We start from the raw sequence: 18,760 nt of genomic DNA, 5'->3' as shown, positions 1-18,760 counted from the left end.
TAACACCTCTTTCTGATAACTGCCGGGAACTCNCCGGGCGATCGAGTCCTCCCATCCGGTCACGCCCAGGGCTGTCCGCGCGGAGCGGAAATAGGTCCGCTTTGCGCAAACGTTTGCGACTTCCTGGGTTCATTATAAAGAATCCTGAGTAGGTTTGTCAATTGTCAGCCTCCCGATTTTAGGGGGGGTTTTTTGTTTGTTTTCACGGTTTGTTTACAATTTGAACAAATGGGCGCTTCCTATTTTTGCTATTTTGTCAATTGCTTTTTGGAGGAATTCCTGAAATTCCGGATACGTTTTCGCCGCCGTTTGCCATTGTTTACGATTGAAATTGAGCGGCGTAGAGCTGGGCATATACGCCTCCGGCGGCCAGCAGCTCCCGGTGGGTCCCCTGCTCCGCCGCGCCGCCCTGGTCCAGCACCAAAATGCGGTCTGCGCCCCGGATGGTGGCCAGCCGGTGGGCAATGACGAAACAGGTCCGCCCCTGGCGGAGCCGTTCCATGGCCAGGCTGATCTCCCCCTCGGTCTCCGTGTCCACGTTGCTGGTGGCCTCGTCCAGAATGACCACGTCCGCATCAGTGAGGAGGCACCGGGCGATGGCCAGAAGCTGCTTTTGCCCTTTGGAGACGCCCTCGTCGGTGAGGACGGTGTCGTAGCCCTGGGGGAGGGAGGAGATGAAGCGGTGGATGCGGGCGGCCTTGGCGGCCTCCACAATCTGCTCCCGGGAGGCTCCCGGTGCGCCGTAGGCGATGTTCTCGGCGATGGTGCCGCCGAAGAGCCAGGTATCCTGGAGCACTAAGGCCAGGCGGCGGCGCAGGCCGTCCCGGCTGTAGGCGTCCAGGGGGACGCCGTCCAGGATGATGCGTCCGCCCTGGGGCCGGTAGAACCGGAGGAGGAGGGAGACCAGGGTGGTCTTCCCCGCCCCGGTGGGCCCGACCACGGCGGCCAGACTCCCCGCCGGGATGTGGGCGGTGAAGTCCCGGAGGACGGGACGGGCGGGGTCGTAGCCGAAGGACACATGGTCAAAACGNATGTCGCCCCGCAGCCGATCCACGGAGANGGCCTCCGGCGGGTCTGCCGGTTCCGGCTCCTCGTCCAGTAAATCCATCACCCGCTCGGCGGCGGCGGCGCTGGCCTGGAGTTCCGCCAGGAGGTTCGCCGCTTCCCGGATGGGACCGGAGAACTTCCGGGAGTACAGGACGAAGGAGGAGAGGCTCCCCAGGGACAGACCGCCGCCCAGGTACAGCAGGGCACCGAAANCGCTTNCGAANGTAAGGGAGATGTTNTTGACAAAGTTCACCGAGGGCCCCAGGGAGGAACTGGCCCGGTCCGCGTCNTAGTAGGCCCTGGAGGCCGCGCCGTTGCGCCGGTCAAAGAGGCCCAGGTCCTCCTTCTCCACGCCGTAGGCCCGAATGGACCGGCGGCAGCCCATTCGCTCCTCGGCAAAGCCGTTTAGGGCCCCCAGCTCCTTGGAACGGAGGCGGAAAAGGGGATGAATGCGCTTCATCTGGAACCGGGTCAGCGCCGCCGACAGGGGGACGGTGACAAAGAACACCAGGGTCAGCCGGGGGGAGAGGAGGAGCAGCATCAGGAAGGACCCGGNCACGGTAAAGACGCTGGTGCCCAATTGCAGAAGGTCCGTGGAGAGGGTGGCGTTGACGGTGTCCACGTCATAGCAGATCCGGCTGATGAGATCCCCGGAGGGGTGGGTGTCGAAGTAGTCCACCGGCAGTTCGCTCATGCGGTCAAACGCGGCTTTGCGGAGATCGTGCGAAACGGCCTGGGCCGTTTGGATGAGGCGGGAGGATACGGCGTAGTTCAGGAGAGNGGACAGGGCATAGCAGCCCAGCATCCCGGCGNAGTTCCGAACCACGCCGGAAAAGTCCACGCCTCCCGCCCGGACGCCCACGGCGTCCACCGCCCGGCCGGAGAGCAGGGGGGCCGCCAGGGACAGCAGATTTCCCGCCAGCAGCAGGACCAGCAAGAGCAGGAACCGGAAGCCGTAAGGGCGGAGAAAACGGCTTAAGCGGACCAGCACGTTCTTTTTCATACGGCCCCTCCCATCTGGAGCTCTGCCATGCGGCGATAGCGCCCGCAGGTTTCCAGGAGTTCTTGGTGTGTTCCCTGGGCGGCAATCACACCGTCTTCCAGCACCAGGATGCGGTCCGCGTCCCGGAGGGAGGATACCCGCTCGGAGATGATTACCTGTGTGACACCGGGAAAGTCCCGGCGGATGGCGGCATGGAGCGCGGCGGCGGTGCGGTAGTCCAGGGCGCTGTCGGCGCTGTCCAAAATCAAGATATTGGGGTGGGCCGCCAAAGCCCGGGCGACGAGCAGCCGCTGGCGCTGGCCGCCGGAGAGATTGGCGCCCCGGATATCCAGCTTGGCGTTCAGACCTTCGGGCAGATGTTCAATGAATTCCCAGGCTTGGGCGGTCTTGGCGGCGGCGGTCACGTCCTNCCGGGAGAGCCCCCGGAGGAAGGAGATGTTTTCGTAGACACTGTCGTTCAGCAGGGCTTCATTCTGGAAAACCACGCCGAAGCGGCCCCGCAGATCCTCCCGGCTGAGCGTGGAGACGTCCCGCCCTCCCAGCCAGACGACGCCGCCGTCCGCGTCATAGAGGCGGAGAAGCAGAGAAACCAGGGTGGTCTTTCCGGAACCGGTGGGGCCCAGGATGCCCAGGGTTTCCCCTTTATTTAATAGGAAAGAAGCGCCGTCTAAATCCTTTTCTACCCCCAGGTAGGAAAAAGACACGTTTTCCATACCCAGCTCCGGGCCCTGGAGGCCCGGGCCCTCAGGGACGCGGACNCGCTGGTCTTCCGGNGCCANGAGGACCTNCTCAATCCGCCGGGCGGAGGCCACGCCTTTGCTGAATTTGACAAAGAGCTTTGCCAGGCCCAGCGTGGCGGTTTGAATCAACGTAAAATAGGAAAGGAAGGCGACAATCTGGCCGGAGGCCATCCGTCCCCGGTCCACCAGCAGGGCGCCTGCCAGCACGACCAGCACCAGTCCCAGGTTCAGAAGGAAATCCGCCAGGGGATTGGCGGCGGCCATGATGCGGCCCGCGGTCTGTTCGGCCTCCATAGAAGCCCGGCTGGCGGCGGTGAAGCGNTCCCTTTCCCGGCCCTGGCAGGCCAGGGCCTTGACAACGCGGACCCCGGAGGCATTCTCCCGCAGAACGCGGACCACGGTGTCGACCGCCTCCTGAGCCCGGGTATACCGGGGAATGCCCTGGCNGGTCACCAGCCAGATGGCGANNAACGTGGCGGAACAAACCGCGAGCTGTACGAAGGCCAGAGACGGGGCCTGGAAGAAGGTCAGTACCAGCCCGCCCAGGACCAGCATGGGGGCCCGGATGCCGCCGCGCTGGATTTTGTCAAACATCTGGTGGACATTGTAGGTGTCGTTGGTCAGCCGGGAGACAATGGAGGATACGGTGAACCGCTCCAGCTGGGCCTGNGAGAGAAACAGCGTCCGCTGATAGAGGTCCCGGCGGAGCTGCCGCGTCATATCCATGGACACCCAAGCCGCCATGCGGTTGGCCGTAATGTTGCAGAGGGCCGCGCCGAAAGCCATTATNAGCATCAGACCCCCNGCNNGACAGACGGCGGCNAGGTCCCGGGCGGGCACGCAGTCGTCAATGATGTGGGCCAGCAGCAAGGGCAGCAGAAGCTCCAGTACGGCGGCGGTGAACTTCACCGTCACCCCCACCGCCACCCGCGGGGCGTGGGGACGGAGATAGCCGAGAATGGNTTTCATGCCGGANCTCCTTTCGATTGTCTGCGCTCAAACGTTTGCGAAAATTTGCATTTATCATACTACGCCCTCCGGCGGCAAGTCAATCCGTATTTTCGCGTGGGGGAGGGCTGCGGCTTAGAAAGGGGGTGGCGTATCTTTTAAAAAGGAGCGGCGCAGCTGCCGGAAGGGCCGCCGGCAATGCAGGAGAAAGACGCATGGGGGCGAAGAAATCTAAGTTACATATATAAAATAAAAAAGCACGGTGATATAGAATTATCGCTAGGAAAAAAGTAGCACAAAATATATTTATTTTTCCATAATCTGAGAAAAAATAGAGGAAAAAGAAGCGGTGGAAACGGCAGGATTGTTTGTTACTGTTATGTTACAACTATGCATATCATATTGATTTTAGAAAACCGCTGTGCTATATTCATCATGCGGCACGGATGAGGCGGCAGTCCCGGGGTAGATACGGGCACGGCTAGCCACTGTATGTGCGCCGGAAAAGCCGACGCGTCCCGNCCCGCAAATAACGGCGGTGAACTTCCCGCCGCAAAACAAGGAGGATGAAAATCCATGAAGAAGTTCTTATCCCTGGTCCTCGCACTGGTTATGACCATGNCTTTGGCCACCATCAGCGCCGGGGCCACCGAGTACNAGGACCTCACCGACAAGGATGAGATCCAGTACGAGGAAGCCGTTGCCGTCCTGAACCGGATCGGCATTATCACCGGCTACGAGGACGGTTCCTTCCGTCCTGAGACCGAGCTGACCCGCGGCGCCGCCGCCAAGATCATCGTTTCCCTGATGATTGGCCCCGAGGCCGCCTCTGCTCTNCCCAACGACGCAAGCCCCTATCCCGACGTTCCCGCGGGCCACACCTTTGCGGGCGTCATCAGCTACTGCAAGACCGCCGGCTACATCAGCGGCTATAGCGACGGCACCTTCAAGCCCGCCAACTCCCTGACCGGCTTCGCCTTTGCCAAGATGCTGCTGGGCGCTGTCGGCTACAAGAGTGAGCTCGAGGGCTTCACCGGCACCGGCTGGACCATGAACGTGGCCCGTCTGGGCAACATCGCCGGCCTGTTCAACCGCCTGAGCTTCCAGGGCGCCGACGCGGTCAACCGCGAGGAGGCCTGCCAGCTGGCTCTGAACACCCTGAAGGCCACCATGGTCGAGTACACCGGCGGCTTTACCATTACCACCGGAGACGCCGCCATTGTCGGGGACAAAACCCGTACTTATGTGACCAGCAACCAGGCCTATGCGAAAAACATCTCCAACCGGAAACTGGACACCGTAGGCAACTCCAAGGACGATCACTACACCGTGGAGTTCGGCGAGGANCACTTCAAGGATCTGCGCCTGGACGACGNGCACAAGACTGCGAAGGACGATTTCGGCCGTCCCTCCAACGTCTGGAGCTACAAGAAGGTCACCATCGGCACCTTCCCCATCGCCCCCGACTTCACCTTCGACAAGCAGGCGGCTTATTCCGATAAGACCGATGCTGTGAAGAACCGGGCCACCGGCCTGGGCGGCTACACCCTGGAGTCCGACGAGGCGAACGTCTACACCCGTTTCTGGGTGAACGGCACCGAGTACAACATCAGCGAGTACGGCAAGAAGGGNGTNTGGGGNGCCCAGTGCCCCGAAACCAACAGCGAAGATGCGATCCGCTCCGGCAAGGAAGCGAAGATCTCCAACATCTCCGATCTGACNGACAACGGCACCGTGGTCGAGGTCTATGTCTCCGAGGATGAGGCCGACTTCATCACCGNNGTCGTGGTGGTCAAGAGCCAGCTCATGGNGGTCAAGAANGNNGGGACCGACTATGTCTCCCTGGAGAAGAAGGACCCCGACGACGGAGACAAGGATTTCCCCGGCTTCAACCAGGATCCCATCGACGTGAAGGTGGGCAATGTCCAGGCTGAGGACGCCCCCTATGCCGCCTTGAAGGATCTGAAGGCCGGCGACAACGTGGTAATCATCCCTGTGGACGCCGACCATGACGGCGAGGACTTCGAGGTCGCCGAGGCCTATGAGCCCGAGACCGTGTCCGGCACCCTGACCGGCGTGAAGGACTACGGCCCCACCAACAAGGCCAAAAACGCCGTCTCCCTGACCGTGGGCGGCACCGACTACAGCATCTCCCTGTGGAACAAGGACATGTCCGAAATCGACGGGGACAAGATCAAAGTCACCAAGAAAGACGTTACCCNGACCCTCGACAAGCACGGCTATGCCCTGCTGGCTGAGGATGTGGGCTCCACCTCCGAGTGGATGGTGATTGGTTCCTTCCGCTCCAACGTGGAGAACGGNCGCATCGTGACTGTCGTCACCGGCTGGGATATCTCCGGTGAGCCTGTGGAGCTGAACCTTGGCCCCAACTTCGACAAGAACGCCACCGGCTTCCGCCCCGGCGACCTGGTGAAGTATGAGAGCACCTCCCGCAGCAACCTGTATGACTGGGAGATCAAGAATGACGGCGTATACGACGTCTTCACCGGCGTGGACGAAAAGACCGGAGAACCCTACAAGATCAAGGCGAGCAACGTCAAAGTCGACCTGCGCGACTACGGAGACGACAGCGCCCTGTTCATTGACAAGGGAGTGAAGTTCATCTACGTCTCCTTCGACAATGACAACGAGGTTGAATCCATCGAGGTCAAGTCCGAAGTCAAGACCGTGGAGAACANGGAACTGCGCACGACCGCCGAGGGCGTAATCTCCAATACGGGCGCGGACGACAGCCTCCTGCCCATCGAAAAGATTCCCGTCCATCAAAACAACTTCAACGCGGCCCAGGCTGCGGTGACCAGCAAGGGAGCCATCAAGGCCGTGGTCATCAAGCAGGAAAGCAACGAGGCCGACAGCGCTTCCATGNTGTATGTCCGGNATATGNCCGGCGGCGCTCACTATGACTCCACCGGCAAGATGGTCTATGTCTACACCGTTGCCATGAACACCGCGGACGGCGTCCGTGAGGAAGAGACCATCTACTCCTATGACNGGCTGTACAGAGGCGACTTCGCTTCCTACGCCAAGACCGAGCACGCGGAGCACGACGAGTTCTACACTCTGCGTCAGCGCAACGACTTCACCCAGCGCACCACTTCCACCTTCCAGGCTGATATCCAGGAGATTGTGAATGTCAACGCCAGCCTTGTGGAACTGGGTAACTACAAGAAGGTCGGCTCCGGCAGAAGCACCGACAAGACCACGCTGGATCTGGCTCCCTACGTCAGCAGCGATCTGAAGGGCGACCTGGGCGTCGGAGACGAGCAGAACATCGTCAGCCTGCGGAAGGCCGTGTTCGTCTACCTGACCAAAAACGACATCGACAGCTTCGATGATCTGAAGACCTTCATGTTCACCAATCCNACCACGAAAGAGGTGGAGGACTANCGCCAGNAGAGGNCCGANGTCCAGCTGGTTGTGAACGACAACCCCGACACCGACGGCTTCCGCCGCGTTGCCATGGTGATCATCACCGGCTGGGTTTCCGCCGCCGACACCACGACCCCGGCTCAGAAGGACCTGCTGTCCGCCAACATCAAGGGCGTGACTTTCTCGAATCCCACTGCTTCCGAAACGGTCAACGGCCTGACCCAGGCGGCTATGGACGGCGACGGAAAAATCAGCTTCACCCACAACGGTAAGGAAATGGAAATCGAGCTGACCCACAATGGCTCTGCCTCTACGATTCAGAACGGCTCCACCGTCGCTCTGGCCGCGGGCGATACCATTAAGGTAACGGTCTATGCTCGGAACCACACCTCTGAGGCTCCCAACAAGTCCGACTACACCTTCACCATCGGNGCTGCGGTTGCGGCGTTCTATGAGAACACCGTGGCCACCGGACTGGGCGTTGCTGCGGCCAACGACGCGGCCGACGGCACCCTTGACTGGGCTTCTATCTCGGAGGATGATATTGACCTCACCACNACTCCCNGCGAACTGGACTTCGCAGGTGTGGTTCTGACCGGCAAGGATGAGGATACCGTCAAGCAGCTGGGAGATGCTCTGGACNTCGTGGGCCAGCAGTACNCNACCATTGCCAAGGCTTTNGACCATGCCACCTCTCACGAGTGGGTTATTACGACGCCCAACGNCCAGCTGACCTGGGATGATTCCACCGGCTATGCCTTCATCTCTGTGGGCAGCACCAAGCTGATTGTTGCCGCCGACGAGACCCTGGATCAGGTCACCGGCCTGGACGCGAACGTGAAGGTCACTCCTCTGGAAGGCGACCCCGTCTATGTTAAGACGGCGGATCTGAACTCTACGACGGTTGTCCCCGGCGCGAAGTATGAGAACGATATGTTCGCTATCTTCAATGGAACGGCCCCGACCCATGTCAACCTCACCGGAAACTTCGAGGTGTCCTACACCATGAATGGTAAGGCGATTGCCGACGGAGCTTCCTTCGACAAGGGCTCCGATCTGGTAATCACCATCAAGGCCACAAAGACCGGTGGTGTGACAAACGGAGCGGATGTCACGAATGCCGGAACTCTGGCCTTCGCCTCCAATATCACCGGCGGTGTGTGGGCTAAATCCGCCGACAGTGTGGAAGGCAGCAAAACGGATGATAAGACCTGGACCTTTGCCGGTCTGGCCAACGCGGTCATCGTTCCCGAGAACGAATCCATCACCATCACGGTTGCGGATCTCCAGAGCGATTACTCGGTTCCCGTTTTGACCTACACGGCGTCCCACAACTAATCTAATCCAACGCGAAAGACAAAGCAATCCCACACAAGAAAGGACCCGCCCCGCCTGGGGCGGGTCCTTTTCGGATGGAAGGGGAGCGGGAAGAAAAATTTCTCTTGCGTATCCCGGCGGGGCTGTGGTATAATGACCTTGCCGACAAAGGAAGTTGCATACGGCATAAGTTCACCAAGACAGCAAAAGGGAATCCCCGGAGAGCAGCACCTCTCCGGGGATTCCCTTTTGCTGGGATTAGCTGCCCTTGCGGAAACGCTCAAGCCGTTTGCAGACAAGATTGCCGGCAACGCTTGCAGCGACCGCGGCTAGGAAGTTGCATACTTCCAGCATAATGTTCACCTCCCCTCTGTTGCCAGAGTGGAACGGCAGCGAAAACAGTATAGCGGATTTCGACAAATTCCGCAAGGGGGAGGCCGGAGGAACTTCCGCAAGTCATGCGTGACAAACTCTTCCAAATGTGTTATGATAAGAAAAATCCGGAAAGGAGGCCTACCCTGTGATTGAAAATCACGGCCTGATTGAATATCTCCTGCGCAGCGGCGGGGACCTCTCGGACCGGGAGAGCCTTACCGCCCGGCAGATTAAGCGTTTTACCGACGAAATGCCCGGCGGATTTTTCATCTACCGGGATGATGACGATAAAATTCTCTACGTCAATTATGCCGTCCTCCAGATGCTTGGCTGTAAGACGGAGGAAGAGTTCTGGTCTCTCACCGGCGGGACCTTCCGCGGCCTCGTCCACCCGGATGACCGGGAGGCTGTGGAGGCCAGCATCCGAGAGCAGATTTCCCAGAACAGCTTCGACCTGGACTATGTGGAATACCGTATTGTCCGAAAAGACGGCTCCGTCTGCTGGGTGGAGGACTTCGGCCACTTCATCGAGACCGAGGAGCTGGGAGGCGTGTTTTACGTCTTCCTGGTCGACAGCACGGAGCGCCGCCGCCGCCGGGTGGCGGAGCGTGCGGCCATTCTGGAAGAAAAGCNCCAGAANGAGCGGGAGCTTCAGGAGCAGGCGGAACAGACTCTNGATTTCCTGGAGCAGATGAACGACNAGCTGGTCCGCCGNCTGGAGCTGATTGAGGGCCTGAGCGCGGATTACGAAGTGGTGTTCCACGCGGACTTGGCGGAGGACGTCATTCAACCCTATCNGGTCAGCGGCCGGGAGTGCTTCCAATTTGGCCGGGATCTGCAGGTCCGGCCCTTTCGGGACTTTGCCGGGGACTACGTCCGGCGCTGGGTCCATCCGGAGGACCGGGAGCGGTTCACCCGGGAGCTGGACCCCGCCTATATCCGGACGGCCCTGAGGGACCAGAAGTCCTACCATATCAATTCCCGGATCCTNCACCAGGGAAAGGNCGAGTATGTCCAGGCCTTCATNGTCAACGTCAGCNCGGACGGGGAAGCGACTCAAATTATGTTCGCCTGCCGCACGGTGGACGAGGAGGTCCGCCGGGAGCGGGAGCGCTCCGCCATTCTGGAGGCGGCCCTGGCCCAGGCGAAGCTGGCGGGAGACGCCCGGAACACCTTCTTGTCCAATATCTCCCACGACATGCGCACGCCCATGAACGCCATTGTGGGCTTCACCGAGCTGGCGAAGCGCCATCTGGACCAGCCGGAGCGGCTGAAACGGGAGCTGGAGCGGATTGAAGCGTCCAGCGCCCAGCTGATGGGGCTTTTGAACAACGTGCTGGAGCTGAGCTGGCTGGAATCCGGCCAGATTCACATTGAGGAGGTCCCCTGCACCCTGCCGGAGCTGGCCCGGGAGGTATGGGGGGAGGTGCTTCCCCGGGCGAAGGAGCGGGGCGTGGAGCTGGTGCTTTCCGACCCGGAGACGGAGCATCCCAAGGTCTGGTGCGACCGCCAGAAGCTCCGCCAGTCCCTGGAGCGCCTGGCCCTGGGGGCGGTGCGCCGGGTGGAGTCCGGCGGGCGGGTGGAGCTGTCCCTCCGGGAGCGGAGCGCCACCCGGGCCTATGGGTCCTATCATTTCATCGCCCATTGCTCCGATATGGCGCGCCCTTTGAACGACCAGGTTTTCGCCGCCTTTGCCCGCCGGGAAATCACCGCCGCCTCCGACGCGGCGGGGGCGGATTTGGGCCTGCCCATCGCCAAGCACGTCATGGAGCTGATGGGGGGCACGGTGGACGCCCAGGCCCTGCCGGACGGCGGCGGGCTGCTGACCGCATCGCTGAACCTGCGCCTGCAGGAGACCGCCGCCGCCCATACCGCCCCCTCCCCGGAGGGAGAGCGCCGGGTCCTGGTGGTGGAGGACAACGAGCTGAACCGGGAGATTGCCGTGGAGCTCTTGGAGGAGGCGGGCTTCCTGGTGGATACCGCCGGAGACGGCGCGGAGGCCGTGGAGAAGGTGAAAAACTCCTGCCCCGGCTACTATGCCTTGGTGCTGATGGACCTGCGGATGCCGGTGATGGACGGCCACAGCGCCGCCCGGGCCATCCGGGCCCTGGGGGACCCGGGGCTGGCCAATGTCCCCATTGTGGCCCTGTCCGCCAATACGTTTGACGAGGACCGGAAGCAGTCCGCCGAAAGCGGCATGAACGCCCACCTGGCCAAGCCCTTGGATATCGACCGCCTGCTGGAGGTAATTTCCGGCATAACGGGAGGATGAAGCGCGAAAAACCACCGTGAGGGCTCACGGTGGTTTTTTCCCTCCCCGCCAGGGCGTGAACAGGCGGGGGGCGATGTCCTGAACCTCCGGCCACATGAGGAAGGCGGCCTGGAAGCCCATGCCCACCCCCAGGCGGAGCTTTTGGTTCAGGGTGTCCGCGTCGTCGAAGAGGACGAAGTGGGCCTCTCCCTCCCGGTTATAGGTAAAGTACCGGGCGCAGAGGTCCTGGGAGAAAAAGACGGCGGGATTCTCCCGCTCCATCAGCGCCGCCAGCGCCTCCCCGGTCAGGGGCTCTCCCTCCCCGGACCGGGCGGGGAGGCGGAAGTCCATGCGGAGCCGCTGAACGTCCAGGGCCAGCCGTCCCGCGCCCCCGGCCTGGGCCACGGCCTCCTGGAGGTACTGGGAGAAGCTTCCGCCGGAGACGGCCGTGCAGAGAAGCACCGCCGCGCCGGGGGCGGCGCCCGCGTACCTCTCGGGGAGGAACAGCGTCCGCCGGGAGGAGGAGAGCGCCGGTGCCAGGGCGGAGACAAAGGCCGTCCGGTCCCGCCGGGGGGCCTCCTCAAAGTCCAGCAGCACGCCGGAGTAGCCCCGCCGCCCGCACTCCCGCAGCACCGCGTCCCGCAGATCCTCCGGGCTGTCGATGAAGGGGGCCTGGCGGTCGCTGANGGATAAGAGGCCCCCCTTGGTTTGCAGAAGCAGGCTCTGCCGCAGCAGCGCGGAGCCGGGGCCGATGCGGTNGGCCACATGGGCCAGGTTCCGGCAGTGCTCCCGGGCCTCCTGCGTCTCTTCCGGCGTCACGGCCAGGTAGATTTGCAAATTTCACTCCCCCTTGCGCCCAGGCATGAAAGCTGGTATACTGGAAATGACTTCAAGAGATTCTATGCGAGGAGGCTGCCGGCTATGCCCCTTTCCCTGGTTCCCAGCCGCCTGTTCGGGTGCTATCGGGAGATTACGCCGGAGCTTCTCCGCCAGGCGGGCGTGGCCCTGCTCCTCAGCGACCTGGACTTCACCCTGGCCCCCAAGTCCGTCCGCCGCCCGGACCCGGCCCTCCGGGCCTGGATTGCGGAGCTGAAGGCCGCGGGAATCCAGGTGATGATTGTTTCCAACAACCGCTCCGGCGCAAGGGTGACGGAGTTCTGCGCGGATTTGGGCGTCCCCTACCAGGGCCATGCCGGGAAGCCCTCCACCCGCGGCCTGGCGGCGGCCATGGCCCGGGCCGGGACGGACCGGGCCCATACCGCCATGCTGGGCGACAAGCTTTTGACGGATATGCTGGCGGCGAACCGGGCCGGCGTGCTGGCGCTGATGGTGGAGCCCCTGGGCGGCGCGGCGACGCCCTGGCAGAAGGTTCTCCACGCCCTCCAGGCCCCCTTCAAGGCCCTCTGCCGCCGCCGGGAGGAGCGGCGGAGATAGGAGCCGTCCAAAATATTTTTGCATGGTCCCGGACAATTAGAGGAAAAATACTTGCAATCACCGCCTGGATGGGATAAAATAGCTACGGCTATAATGGAAGAACCATGAAAAGAGAGAAAATGCCCTCTCACGGGTCGTTTTCTCGGATAAAGATTTGTGAGGAGGATTTTATTATGCCGACAATTTCCGCAGNCGAGTTTCGNAAGGGAATGATTTTCGAGATGGAAGGCAAGCCCATGCTGGTGGTGGACTTCCAGCATGTGAAGCCCGGCAAGGGCGCGGCTTTCGTGCGCACCAAGTATAAGAACGTCATCACCGGGGCCATCCGGGAGGAGTCCTTCAACCCCACCGCCAAATTCGAGCAGGCCANCGTGGAGCGCAAGGACGCCGAATACAGCTACAACGACGGCGATCTCTACTACTTCATGGACCCGGAGACCTTTGACATGTCCCCNCTGAACCGGGACGTGCTGGGCGAGGCGTTCAAGTTCATGAAGGAGAACACCGTCTGCAAGCTGGTGAGCTATAAGGGCAGCGTCTTCACCGTGGAGGTTCCCAACTTCATGGACCTGGAGGTTACGGAGACCGAGCCCGGCGTCAAGGGAGACACGGCCACCAACGTCACGAAAAAGGCCACCCTGGAGACCGGCGCGGTGATCCAGGTGCCCCTGTTCATCAACGAGGGAGAGAAGATCCAGGTGGATACCCGCACCGGCGAATNTCTGGGGCGCTGCAAAGAGTGAGTACGGCAAAGGGGGGATGAAATCCCCCCTTTGGATTCCCCCACACCCGTGACGCCGGTCACGGAGGTATTTTTGTGACGCGCATGTGGTCACGAACATGATTTGAATGATAAAGGAGGTCATTGACTATGAGCATCACGGAGAAGGTCGCGTATCTGAAGGGCCTGGCGGAGGGCATGGACCTGGACACCGAAAAGAAGGAGGGCAAGCTCCTGGCCGCCATCATCGACGTGCTGGAGGACATCGCCCTGGAGCTCAGCGACATTGAGGACGCCCAGGAAGAACTGGGAGAGGGCCTGGACGCCGNCAGCNACGATCTGGAGGACGTGGAGGACCTGCTCTACGGCGAGGAAGACGAGGACGAGTATGAGCTGGACGACCTGGAAGAGGGCGAGGACTGCTACGCCACCACCTGCCCCACCTGCGAGGAGAGCATCTACTTCGACGAGTCCGTCCTGGAGGACGGCGAGGTCGTCTGCCCCAACTGCGGCGAAAAGCTGGAGTTTGACCTGAAGAGCCTGGAGGAAGAAGAGGAAGAGGGGGAATAATCCCCCTGACGGCAAAAGCCGGACGCCTTGGCGTCCGGCTTTTCGCTGTGCCGGAAAAGATATATTGCCAAATTCCCGCCGCCGCGGTATACTGGATGGAGCGAGAGCATCCAAAGGAGAAGACCCATGATTAAGGAGAAGACCTTCTACCGCGCCTTTTTTGCCCTGACGCTGTCCCTGGCTTTGCAGAATCTGCTGACCTTTGGGGTAAACCTGATGGACACCGTCATGCTGGGCCGCTACAGCCAGGAGGCGATGAGCGGCGTGAGCCTGTGCAACCAGATCCAGTTCCTGCTCCAGATGCTGGTGGGCGGCGCGGGGGAGGGGGCCGTGGTGCTGGGGTCCCAGTACTGGGGCAAGAACAAGCTGGAGCCCATTCCCCATATCATCGGCGTGGCCCTGCGGTTCGGGGCGATTCTCTCGGCTTTGCTGTTCGGGGTGGTGCTGCTGTTTCCCCATGAGCTGCTGGGCCTGCTGAGCAGCGACGCCGAAGTCATCGCCCAGGGGGCGGCCTACTTCCGGATCATCTGTTTTTCCTACGTCATTTTCACCGTCACCAACATCCTGGTGGCCTCCCTCCGGTCCATCGGCGTGGTGAAGATCGGCTACGCCATTTCCTTTTCCACGCTGTGCATCAACGTCACGCTGAACTACCTTTTGATCTACGGGAATCTCGGCTGTCCGGAGCTGGGGGTCCGGGGGGCGGCGGTGGCCACCTTGGTCTCCCGCTGCGTGGAGCTGCTGATCGTGGTCTACTATTTAAAGTACCGGGAGAAGAGGCTGAACCTGACTTTGCGGAAGCTCCTCTTCATTGATGCCAGCTATCTTGGCGACTACAACCGGGTTTCCGCCCCGGTGCTGGTGAACCAGGCCCTCTGGGGCGCGGCCCAGATGGTGCAGACCGGCATTCTGGGCCACCTGGGGGGCGACGTGACGGCGGCCAACGCCATTGCCGTCCAGGTTTACCAGGTCCTCTCCGTAGTGGCCTACGGCGCGGCCTCCGCCTCCGGCATCGTGGTGGGGCGGAGCATCGGCGAGGGGAGGAAGGACGCGCTTCGCCCCCTGGTGGCTACGCTCCAGGTTCTGTTCATCGCCATCGGCCTGGCCTCCGGCGCGCTGATCTTCCTGGCCCGGAATCCCATTCTGGCGGTCTTCGGCGGCACGCTGACGGCCCGGGCCCGGGGCCTGGCCCTCCGGTTTATGGCAATTATCGCCGTCACCACCGTGGGCACCTCCTACCAGATGGCCTGTGACACGGGCGTCATCCGGGGCGGGGGAGACACGGCCTTCAGCGCCAAGCTGAATCTGATCAGCATGTGGGGCATCGTGGTGCCCTTCTCCGCCATGGCGGCGTTTTGGTGGAAGAGCCCCCCGGAGCTGGTGTTCTTTCTTCTGAAATGGGACCAGATCTATAAAATCATTCCCGTGGCCCTCCGGCTTCACAGCTGGAAATGGGTGCGGAGCGTCACCCGGCCCGACGGGCCGGAAAAGGAGGAGAACCATGTCTAAGCCCAAGGAGCCCAAAAAGCCCTTCAACCCCAGAGTCCGCGCCAACGTCTATGCCCTGGCGGCGCTGTACCTGGTCTATCTCTTCTACCAGATCGCCAAGCCCTACCTGACCCGCGACCCCTATGGCCCCACCTCCTTCCAGTTTACCCTGGGCGCGGTGGTGCTGGGCGGCGGCGCGGCGGTGCTGGGCCTCCTGGCCTGGAAGATGTTCAAGGCCCCCCTGCCGGAAGACCCGGAAGAGCCCGCCCTGCCGGAGGAAGCCGGAGAGGACGAGGAGGAAGATGAAAAAAAGCGGGACCCGTGAAGCGGGGCGGTTTTTGGAAAAGCTCAGGCGGCGGCGGGGCCCTTCTTCGCCATGGCCCGCTGATAGAAGACCATGGCCGCCAGGGCGATGAAGCCCACCACGTCCGTGGCGGAGCCGGGGACCATCATGGCAAGGCCCGCGATTACCAGGGCGAAGCGCATCCACTTGGGGATGGGCCGGAACAGGTAGCCGTTCAGCGCCGCGGCCACGCCGAAGATGCCAAGCAGCGCGCTGATAATAATCTGCACCACCTGGAAGACGCTGGTCACGTCCACGAAGAGCATCGCCGGACTGTAGGCGAAGATATAAGGGACGATGAAGGCGGCGATCGCCAGCTTTGTGGCGTTGACGCCGGTTTTCATGGGGTCGGATTTGGCGATGGCGCTGCCCGCGTAGGCCGCCAGGGCCACGGGAGGCGTGATATCCGCCACGATGCCGAAGTAGAACACGAAGANGTGGGCGNGAATCTTACCGATGCCCAGCTGAATCAGAATGGGGGCGCAGGTGGAGGCCATGATGCAGTAGTTNGCTGTGGTGGGCACGCCCATACCCAGCACAATGCAGCACAGCATGGTCAAGAACAGGGCGATGAACAGGGACAGGGCCGGAATGGGAATCATATTGCTGATGTTGATGACCCCGTTGATGAGATTGGAGGCCAGGCCCGTCACGGTGATGCACCCGGCCACCATGCCCGCCATGGAGCAGGCCACAGCCACGGTGATGCAGCTCCGGCCGCCGGCCTCCAGGGCGCTGACGATCATGGAGGCGGTGTCCTTCACGAAGTGGACGGCAAAGCCCTCGTCGTGCTGGGCCCGGCTGTCCGTAAACATATGGGGCAGGCTCACCAGAATCGCCAGCAAAATGGCGATGGAGGCGGAGAACTGGAGGGTCCGGGTTCCGGTGGAAACCATCCACACCAGGATTACCAGGGGCAGCAGCAGGTAGATGCTGCGAATCAGGATGCCGAACTTGGGCAGCTGGTCCCGGGGAACGCCTTTCAAATTCAGCCGCCGGGCCTCCAGATGGACGGCCAGGAAAATGCCGGTGAAGTACAGCAGGGCGGGGAGGATGGCCTTTACCGCCACGTTGGCGTAGGTGGTGTCCATATACTCCGCCATGAGGAAGGCCGCCGCGCCCATGATGGGGGGCATGATCTGCCCGCCGGTGGAGGCCGCCGCCTCCACGGCTCCGGCGAACTCGCCCTGATAGCCGGTGCGCTTCATCATGGGGATGGTGACGGAGCCGNTNGTGACNGTGTNTCCGACAGACGAGCCGGACACCATGCCGCAGAGGGCGGAGGAAATGACCGCCACTTTCGCAGGACCGCCGGAGGTGCTGCCCGCCAGGGAGTTGGCGAGGTCAATGAAGAAATTGGAGATGCCCGTCCGCTCCAGGAACGCGCCGAAGATGATGAACACGGCGATGAACTTGGCNCAGACCTGGATGGGGGTGGCCATGACGCCGGAGGTGCCGTAGAAGAGGGTATAAATGACCCGGGCCAGATTCTGCCCGCTGGCGAAGGTGTAAATCAGCAGCGCGCCCACCACGAACAGGATGGGCAGGCCCACGCAGCGGCGGCAGAGCTCCGCCAGCACCAGAATCGCCACAACACCGATGGCCAGGTAAAACCAGGCGTTGGGGATGGCGGATTCGCTGGCGGGGTTGATTTTGGCGGCGCTGGTGATGACCATGACCAGGGAGTTATAGTTCAGGCAGTAATAGAAGAAGGACCCGGCNCCCAGCAGCATCAGCACAATGTCATACCAGGGCATGGAGTTGGGCTTCACATGGTCCTTTCGGGCGGGGTAGGTGAGATAGCCCATGATGGTGATAAGCCCCAGGAAGGAGGTNANCNNGATGGGCAGGTCCCAGGTGCAGCGCAGGGTCATCCAGATGCAGTACAGGGAGAACAGGGCCATGACCACGCCCACGATCAGCTTGGGTGTCCCCTGCCAAATGCGGGTGGCGGATTCCCGGTCAAACTTCCGCATGACCTCGTCCATGTCCGCCGCGGTGCCGACGTCCACGCCGGGAAGGTGTTTCTTGTCTTTCTCGCTCATAGAATCCTACTCCTTATTAAAATAAACACAGGGGTATCACAAAGGAAAACAGGTCCTTGCCGTATTGAAGGGGCGGCGGGAGAGCTGCCCTTTCAAGGCGGCAAGGGCCGCTTGACGCGGCCCTTGCCGGGGATGGCTCGGGTTGGGGGATTAGTAAGTCCCGGCGGGGATGGTGTAGGCGCTGTAGTAGGGGGAGGACTCCAGCAGGGCGCTGGTGTGCTCNTCGTNCAGGCTGACCAGGTACACGGGGCCGCTGGTGGCCAGGTCCACAATGGCGGTGGTGGGCGCTCCGGCCACCACGAAGGCCGCGTCGATTTTCTTGTCCTTCAGGCTGTCCGCGCTGTCGCCGAAGCCCTGGTACACGGGGCTGATGCCGCTGTCGGGGTCGATGTCATAGGCGCCCAGCACGTCCACGGCGTTGAACCACACGCCGGAACCCCGGTCGCCGATGGAGACGGACTTGCCCGCAAGATCCGCCACGGACTTGATGTCGGGGTTGGTGGTGACGATCTGCACCTGCTCCATGTAGAGGGCGGCCACCACGGAGAAGTTCTCCACCTTGGCGTCGAAGAGGCGCTCGCCGTTAAAGGCGTAGCTCATAACGTCGGACTGGACGAAGCCCAGCTGANTGTCCNCGGCGGCCAGGTCCTCGATGTTGGCCTTGGAGCCGCCGGAGGTGACGGCGGTGACGGANACGCCGGTGTTATTGGAGATATAGCTGGACAGCACGCCGCCGAAGGCATAGTAGGTGCCGGACTCGCCGCCNGTGCCGAAGGTCAGGGCCTTGGAATCGCCGGAGCCCGCGCCTTCCTTCACGGAAGCGACTTCCTTGCCCTTCTCGGCGAAGTACTTGGCCGCGCCGGGGTGATAGGGCACGGAGGTGACGGAGGAGGCAAAGTCCAGGTCGAGCTCGCCGCCCTTGGCGTGCTGCTCGGTGATGGTGGGGATGTTTTCAAAGATGGCGGAGGTCAGGGCGTAGATGTCGTCCTCGGGCACGTCGTCCCGGGCGATGACCACGGCGCCCACGGCCACGGTGTTGGTGTCCTCGGCCACGGCGGAAGCGCCGGAGTTGTCGGAGCTTCCGGTGT

Annotated in this window: 12 protein-coding genes; 7 read left to right on the top strand and 5 right to left on the bottom strand. The window is 62.0% G+C overall.

All coding sequences use genetic code 11. The annotated features are described in order from the left end of the window. Positions 1 to 319: 319 nt before the first annotated feature. The gene (locus tag JX325_RS02100; RefSeq protein WP_204789528.1) at positions 320 to 2,050 is read right to left on the bottom strand and encodes an ABC transporter ATP-binding protein; all 1,731 of its coding nucleotides are present in this window, start codon (positions 2,048 to 2,050) and stop codon (positions 320 to 322) included. Next, positions 2,047 to 3,759, bottom strand: coding sequence for an ABC transporter ATP-binding protein (locus JX325_RS02095; protein WP_204789527.1), 1,713 nt, complete (start codon positions 3,757 to 3,759; stop codon positions 2,047 to 2,049). Before JX325_RS02095 ends, JX325_RS02100 begins: the two co-directional genes overlap by 4 nt. Positions 3,760 to 4,314: 555 nt before the next feature. Between JX325_RS02095 and JX325_RS02090 the strand changes: the two genes are divergently transcribed. Continuing rightward, on the top strand, positions 4,315 to 8,466 hold the full coding sequence (locus JX325_RS02090; RefSeq protein WP_204789526.1) for an S-layer homology domain-containing protein: 4,152 nt from the start codon (positions 4,315 to 4,317) through the stop codon (positions 8,464 to 8,466). Between the two features lie 499 nt (positions 8,467 to 8,965). Beyond that, entirely contained in the window at positions 8,966 to 11,092 is a 2,127-nt protein-coding gene (locus JX325_RS18395; RefSeq protein ID WP_204789525.1) for a response regulator, read from the top strand. A gap of 24 nt (positions 11,093 to 11,116) precedes the next feature. Here the strand turns inward: JX325_RS18395 and JX325_RS02080 are convergent, their stop codons facing one another. Beyond that, positions 11,117 to 11,908 carry a hypothetical protein gene (locus JX325_RS02080; RefSeq protein ID WP_204789524.1) on the bottom strand — a complete coding sequence of 264 codons (792 nt, stop codon included), beginning with the start codon at positions 11,906 to 11,908 and terminating at the stop codon, positions 11,117 to 11,119. A gap of 84 nt (positions 11,909 to 11,992) precedes the next feature. On the opposite strand from JX325_RS02080, the gene JX325_RS02075 reads away from it, so the two are divergent. The 5 genes from JX325_RS02075 (at position 11,993) to JX325_RS02055 (ending at position 15,609) form a co-directional block, all read left to right on the top strand. Beyond that, complete coding sequence (locus JX325_RS02075) at positions 11,993 to 12,505, top strand: YqeG family HAD IIIA-type phosphatase (RefSeq protein ID WP_204789523.1); 513 nt, start codon at positions 11,993 to 11,995, stop codon at positions 12,503 to 12,505. Positions 12,506 to 12,678: 173 nt separating this feature from the next. After that, positions 12,679 to 13,248, top strand: a complete 570-nt coding sequence (efp, locus tag JX325_RS02070) for an elongation factor P (protein ID WP_204789522.1) — start codon at positions 12,679 to 12,681, stop codon at positions 13,246 to 13,248. A gap of 128 nt (positions 13,249 to 13,376) precedes the next feature. Next, positions 13,377 to 13,796: a CD1247 N-terminal domain-containing protein gene (locus JX325_RS02065; protein ID WP_204789521.1), complete on the top strand. Its 420-nt coding sequence runs from the start codon at positions 13,377 to 13,379 to the stop codon at positions 13,794 to 13,796. A 126-nt stretch (positions 13,797 to 13,922) separates the two neighbouring features. Then, positions 13,923 to 15,305: an MATE family efflux transporter gene (locus tag JX325_RS02060; protein ID WP_204789520.1), complete on the top strand. Its 1,383-nt coding sequence runs from the start codon at positions 13,923 to 13,925 to the stop codon at positions 15,303 to 15,305. After that, positions 15,298 to 15,609, top strand: coding sequence for a hypothetical protein (locus tag JX325_RS02055; protein WP_204789519.1), 312 nt, complete (start codon positions 15,298 to 15,300; stop codon positions 15,607 to 15,609). The genes JX325_RS02060 and JX325_RS02055 overlap by 8 nt, the downstream gene beginning before the upstream one ends. 23 nt (positions 15,610 to 15,632) lie before the next feature. Here JX325_RS02055 and JX325_RS02050 read toward each other — a convergent pair whose 3' ends face one another. Beyond that, complete coding sequence (locus JX325_RS02050; RefSeq protein ID WP_204789518.1) at positions 15,633 to 17,672, bottom strand: TRAP transporter permease; 2,040 nt, start codon at positions 17,670 to 17,672, stop codon at positions 15,633 to 15,635. Positions 17,673 to 17,822: 150 nt separating this feature from the next. Next, on the bottom strand, positions 17,823 to 18,760 hold a 938-nt coding region (locus tag JX325_RS02045), incomplete at its 5' end, for a TAXI family TRAP transporter solute-binding subunit (protein ID WP_243413872.1).

Origin of the sequence: Oscillibacter sp. CU971, assembly GCF_905219725.1 — a bacterium.
Lineage (GTDB): Bacteria > Bacillota > Clostridia > Oscillospirales > Oscillospiraceae > Oscillibacter.
The sequence above is the reverse complement of the archived record's forward strand: the minus strand, read 5'-3'. Positions and strand labels throughout refer to the sequence as shown.

Bases quoted from the DNA above. Each gene is read 5' to 3' on its own strand.
- JX325_RS02075 (WP_204789523.1), top strand. From the start codon at position 11,993: ATGCCCCTTTCCCTGGTTCCCAGCCGCCTGTTCGGGTGCTATCGGGAG.
- JX325_RS02060 (WP_204789520.1), top strand. From the start codon at position 13,923: ATGATTAAGGAGAAGACCTTCTACCGCGCCTTTTTTGCCCTGACGCTG.
- JX325_RS02055 (WP_204789519.1), top strand. From the start codon at position 15,298: ATGTCTAAGCCCAAGGAGCCCAAAAAGCCCTTCAACCCCAGAGTCCGC.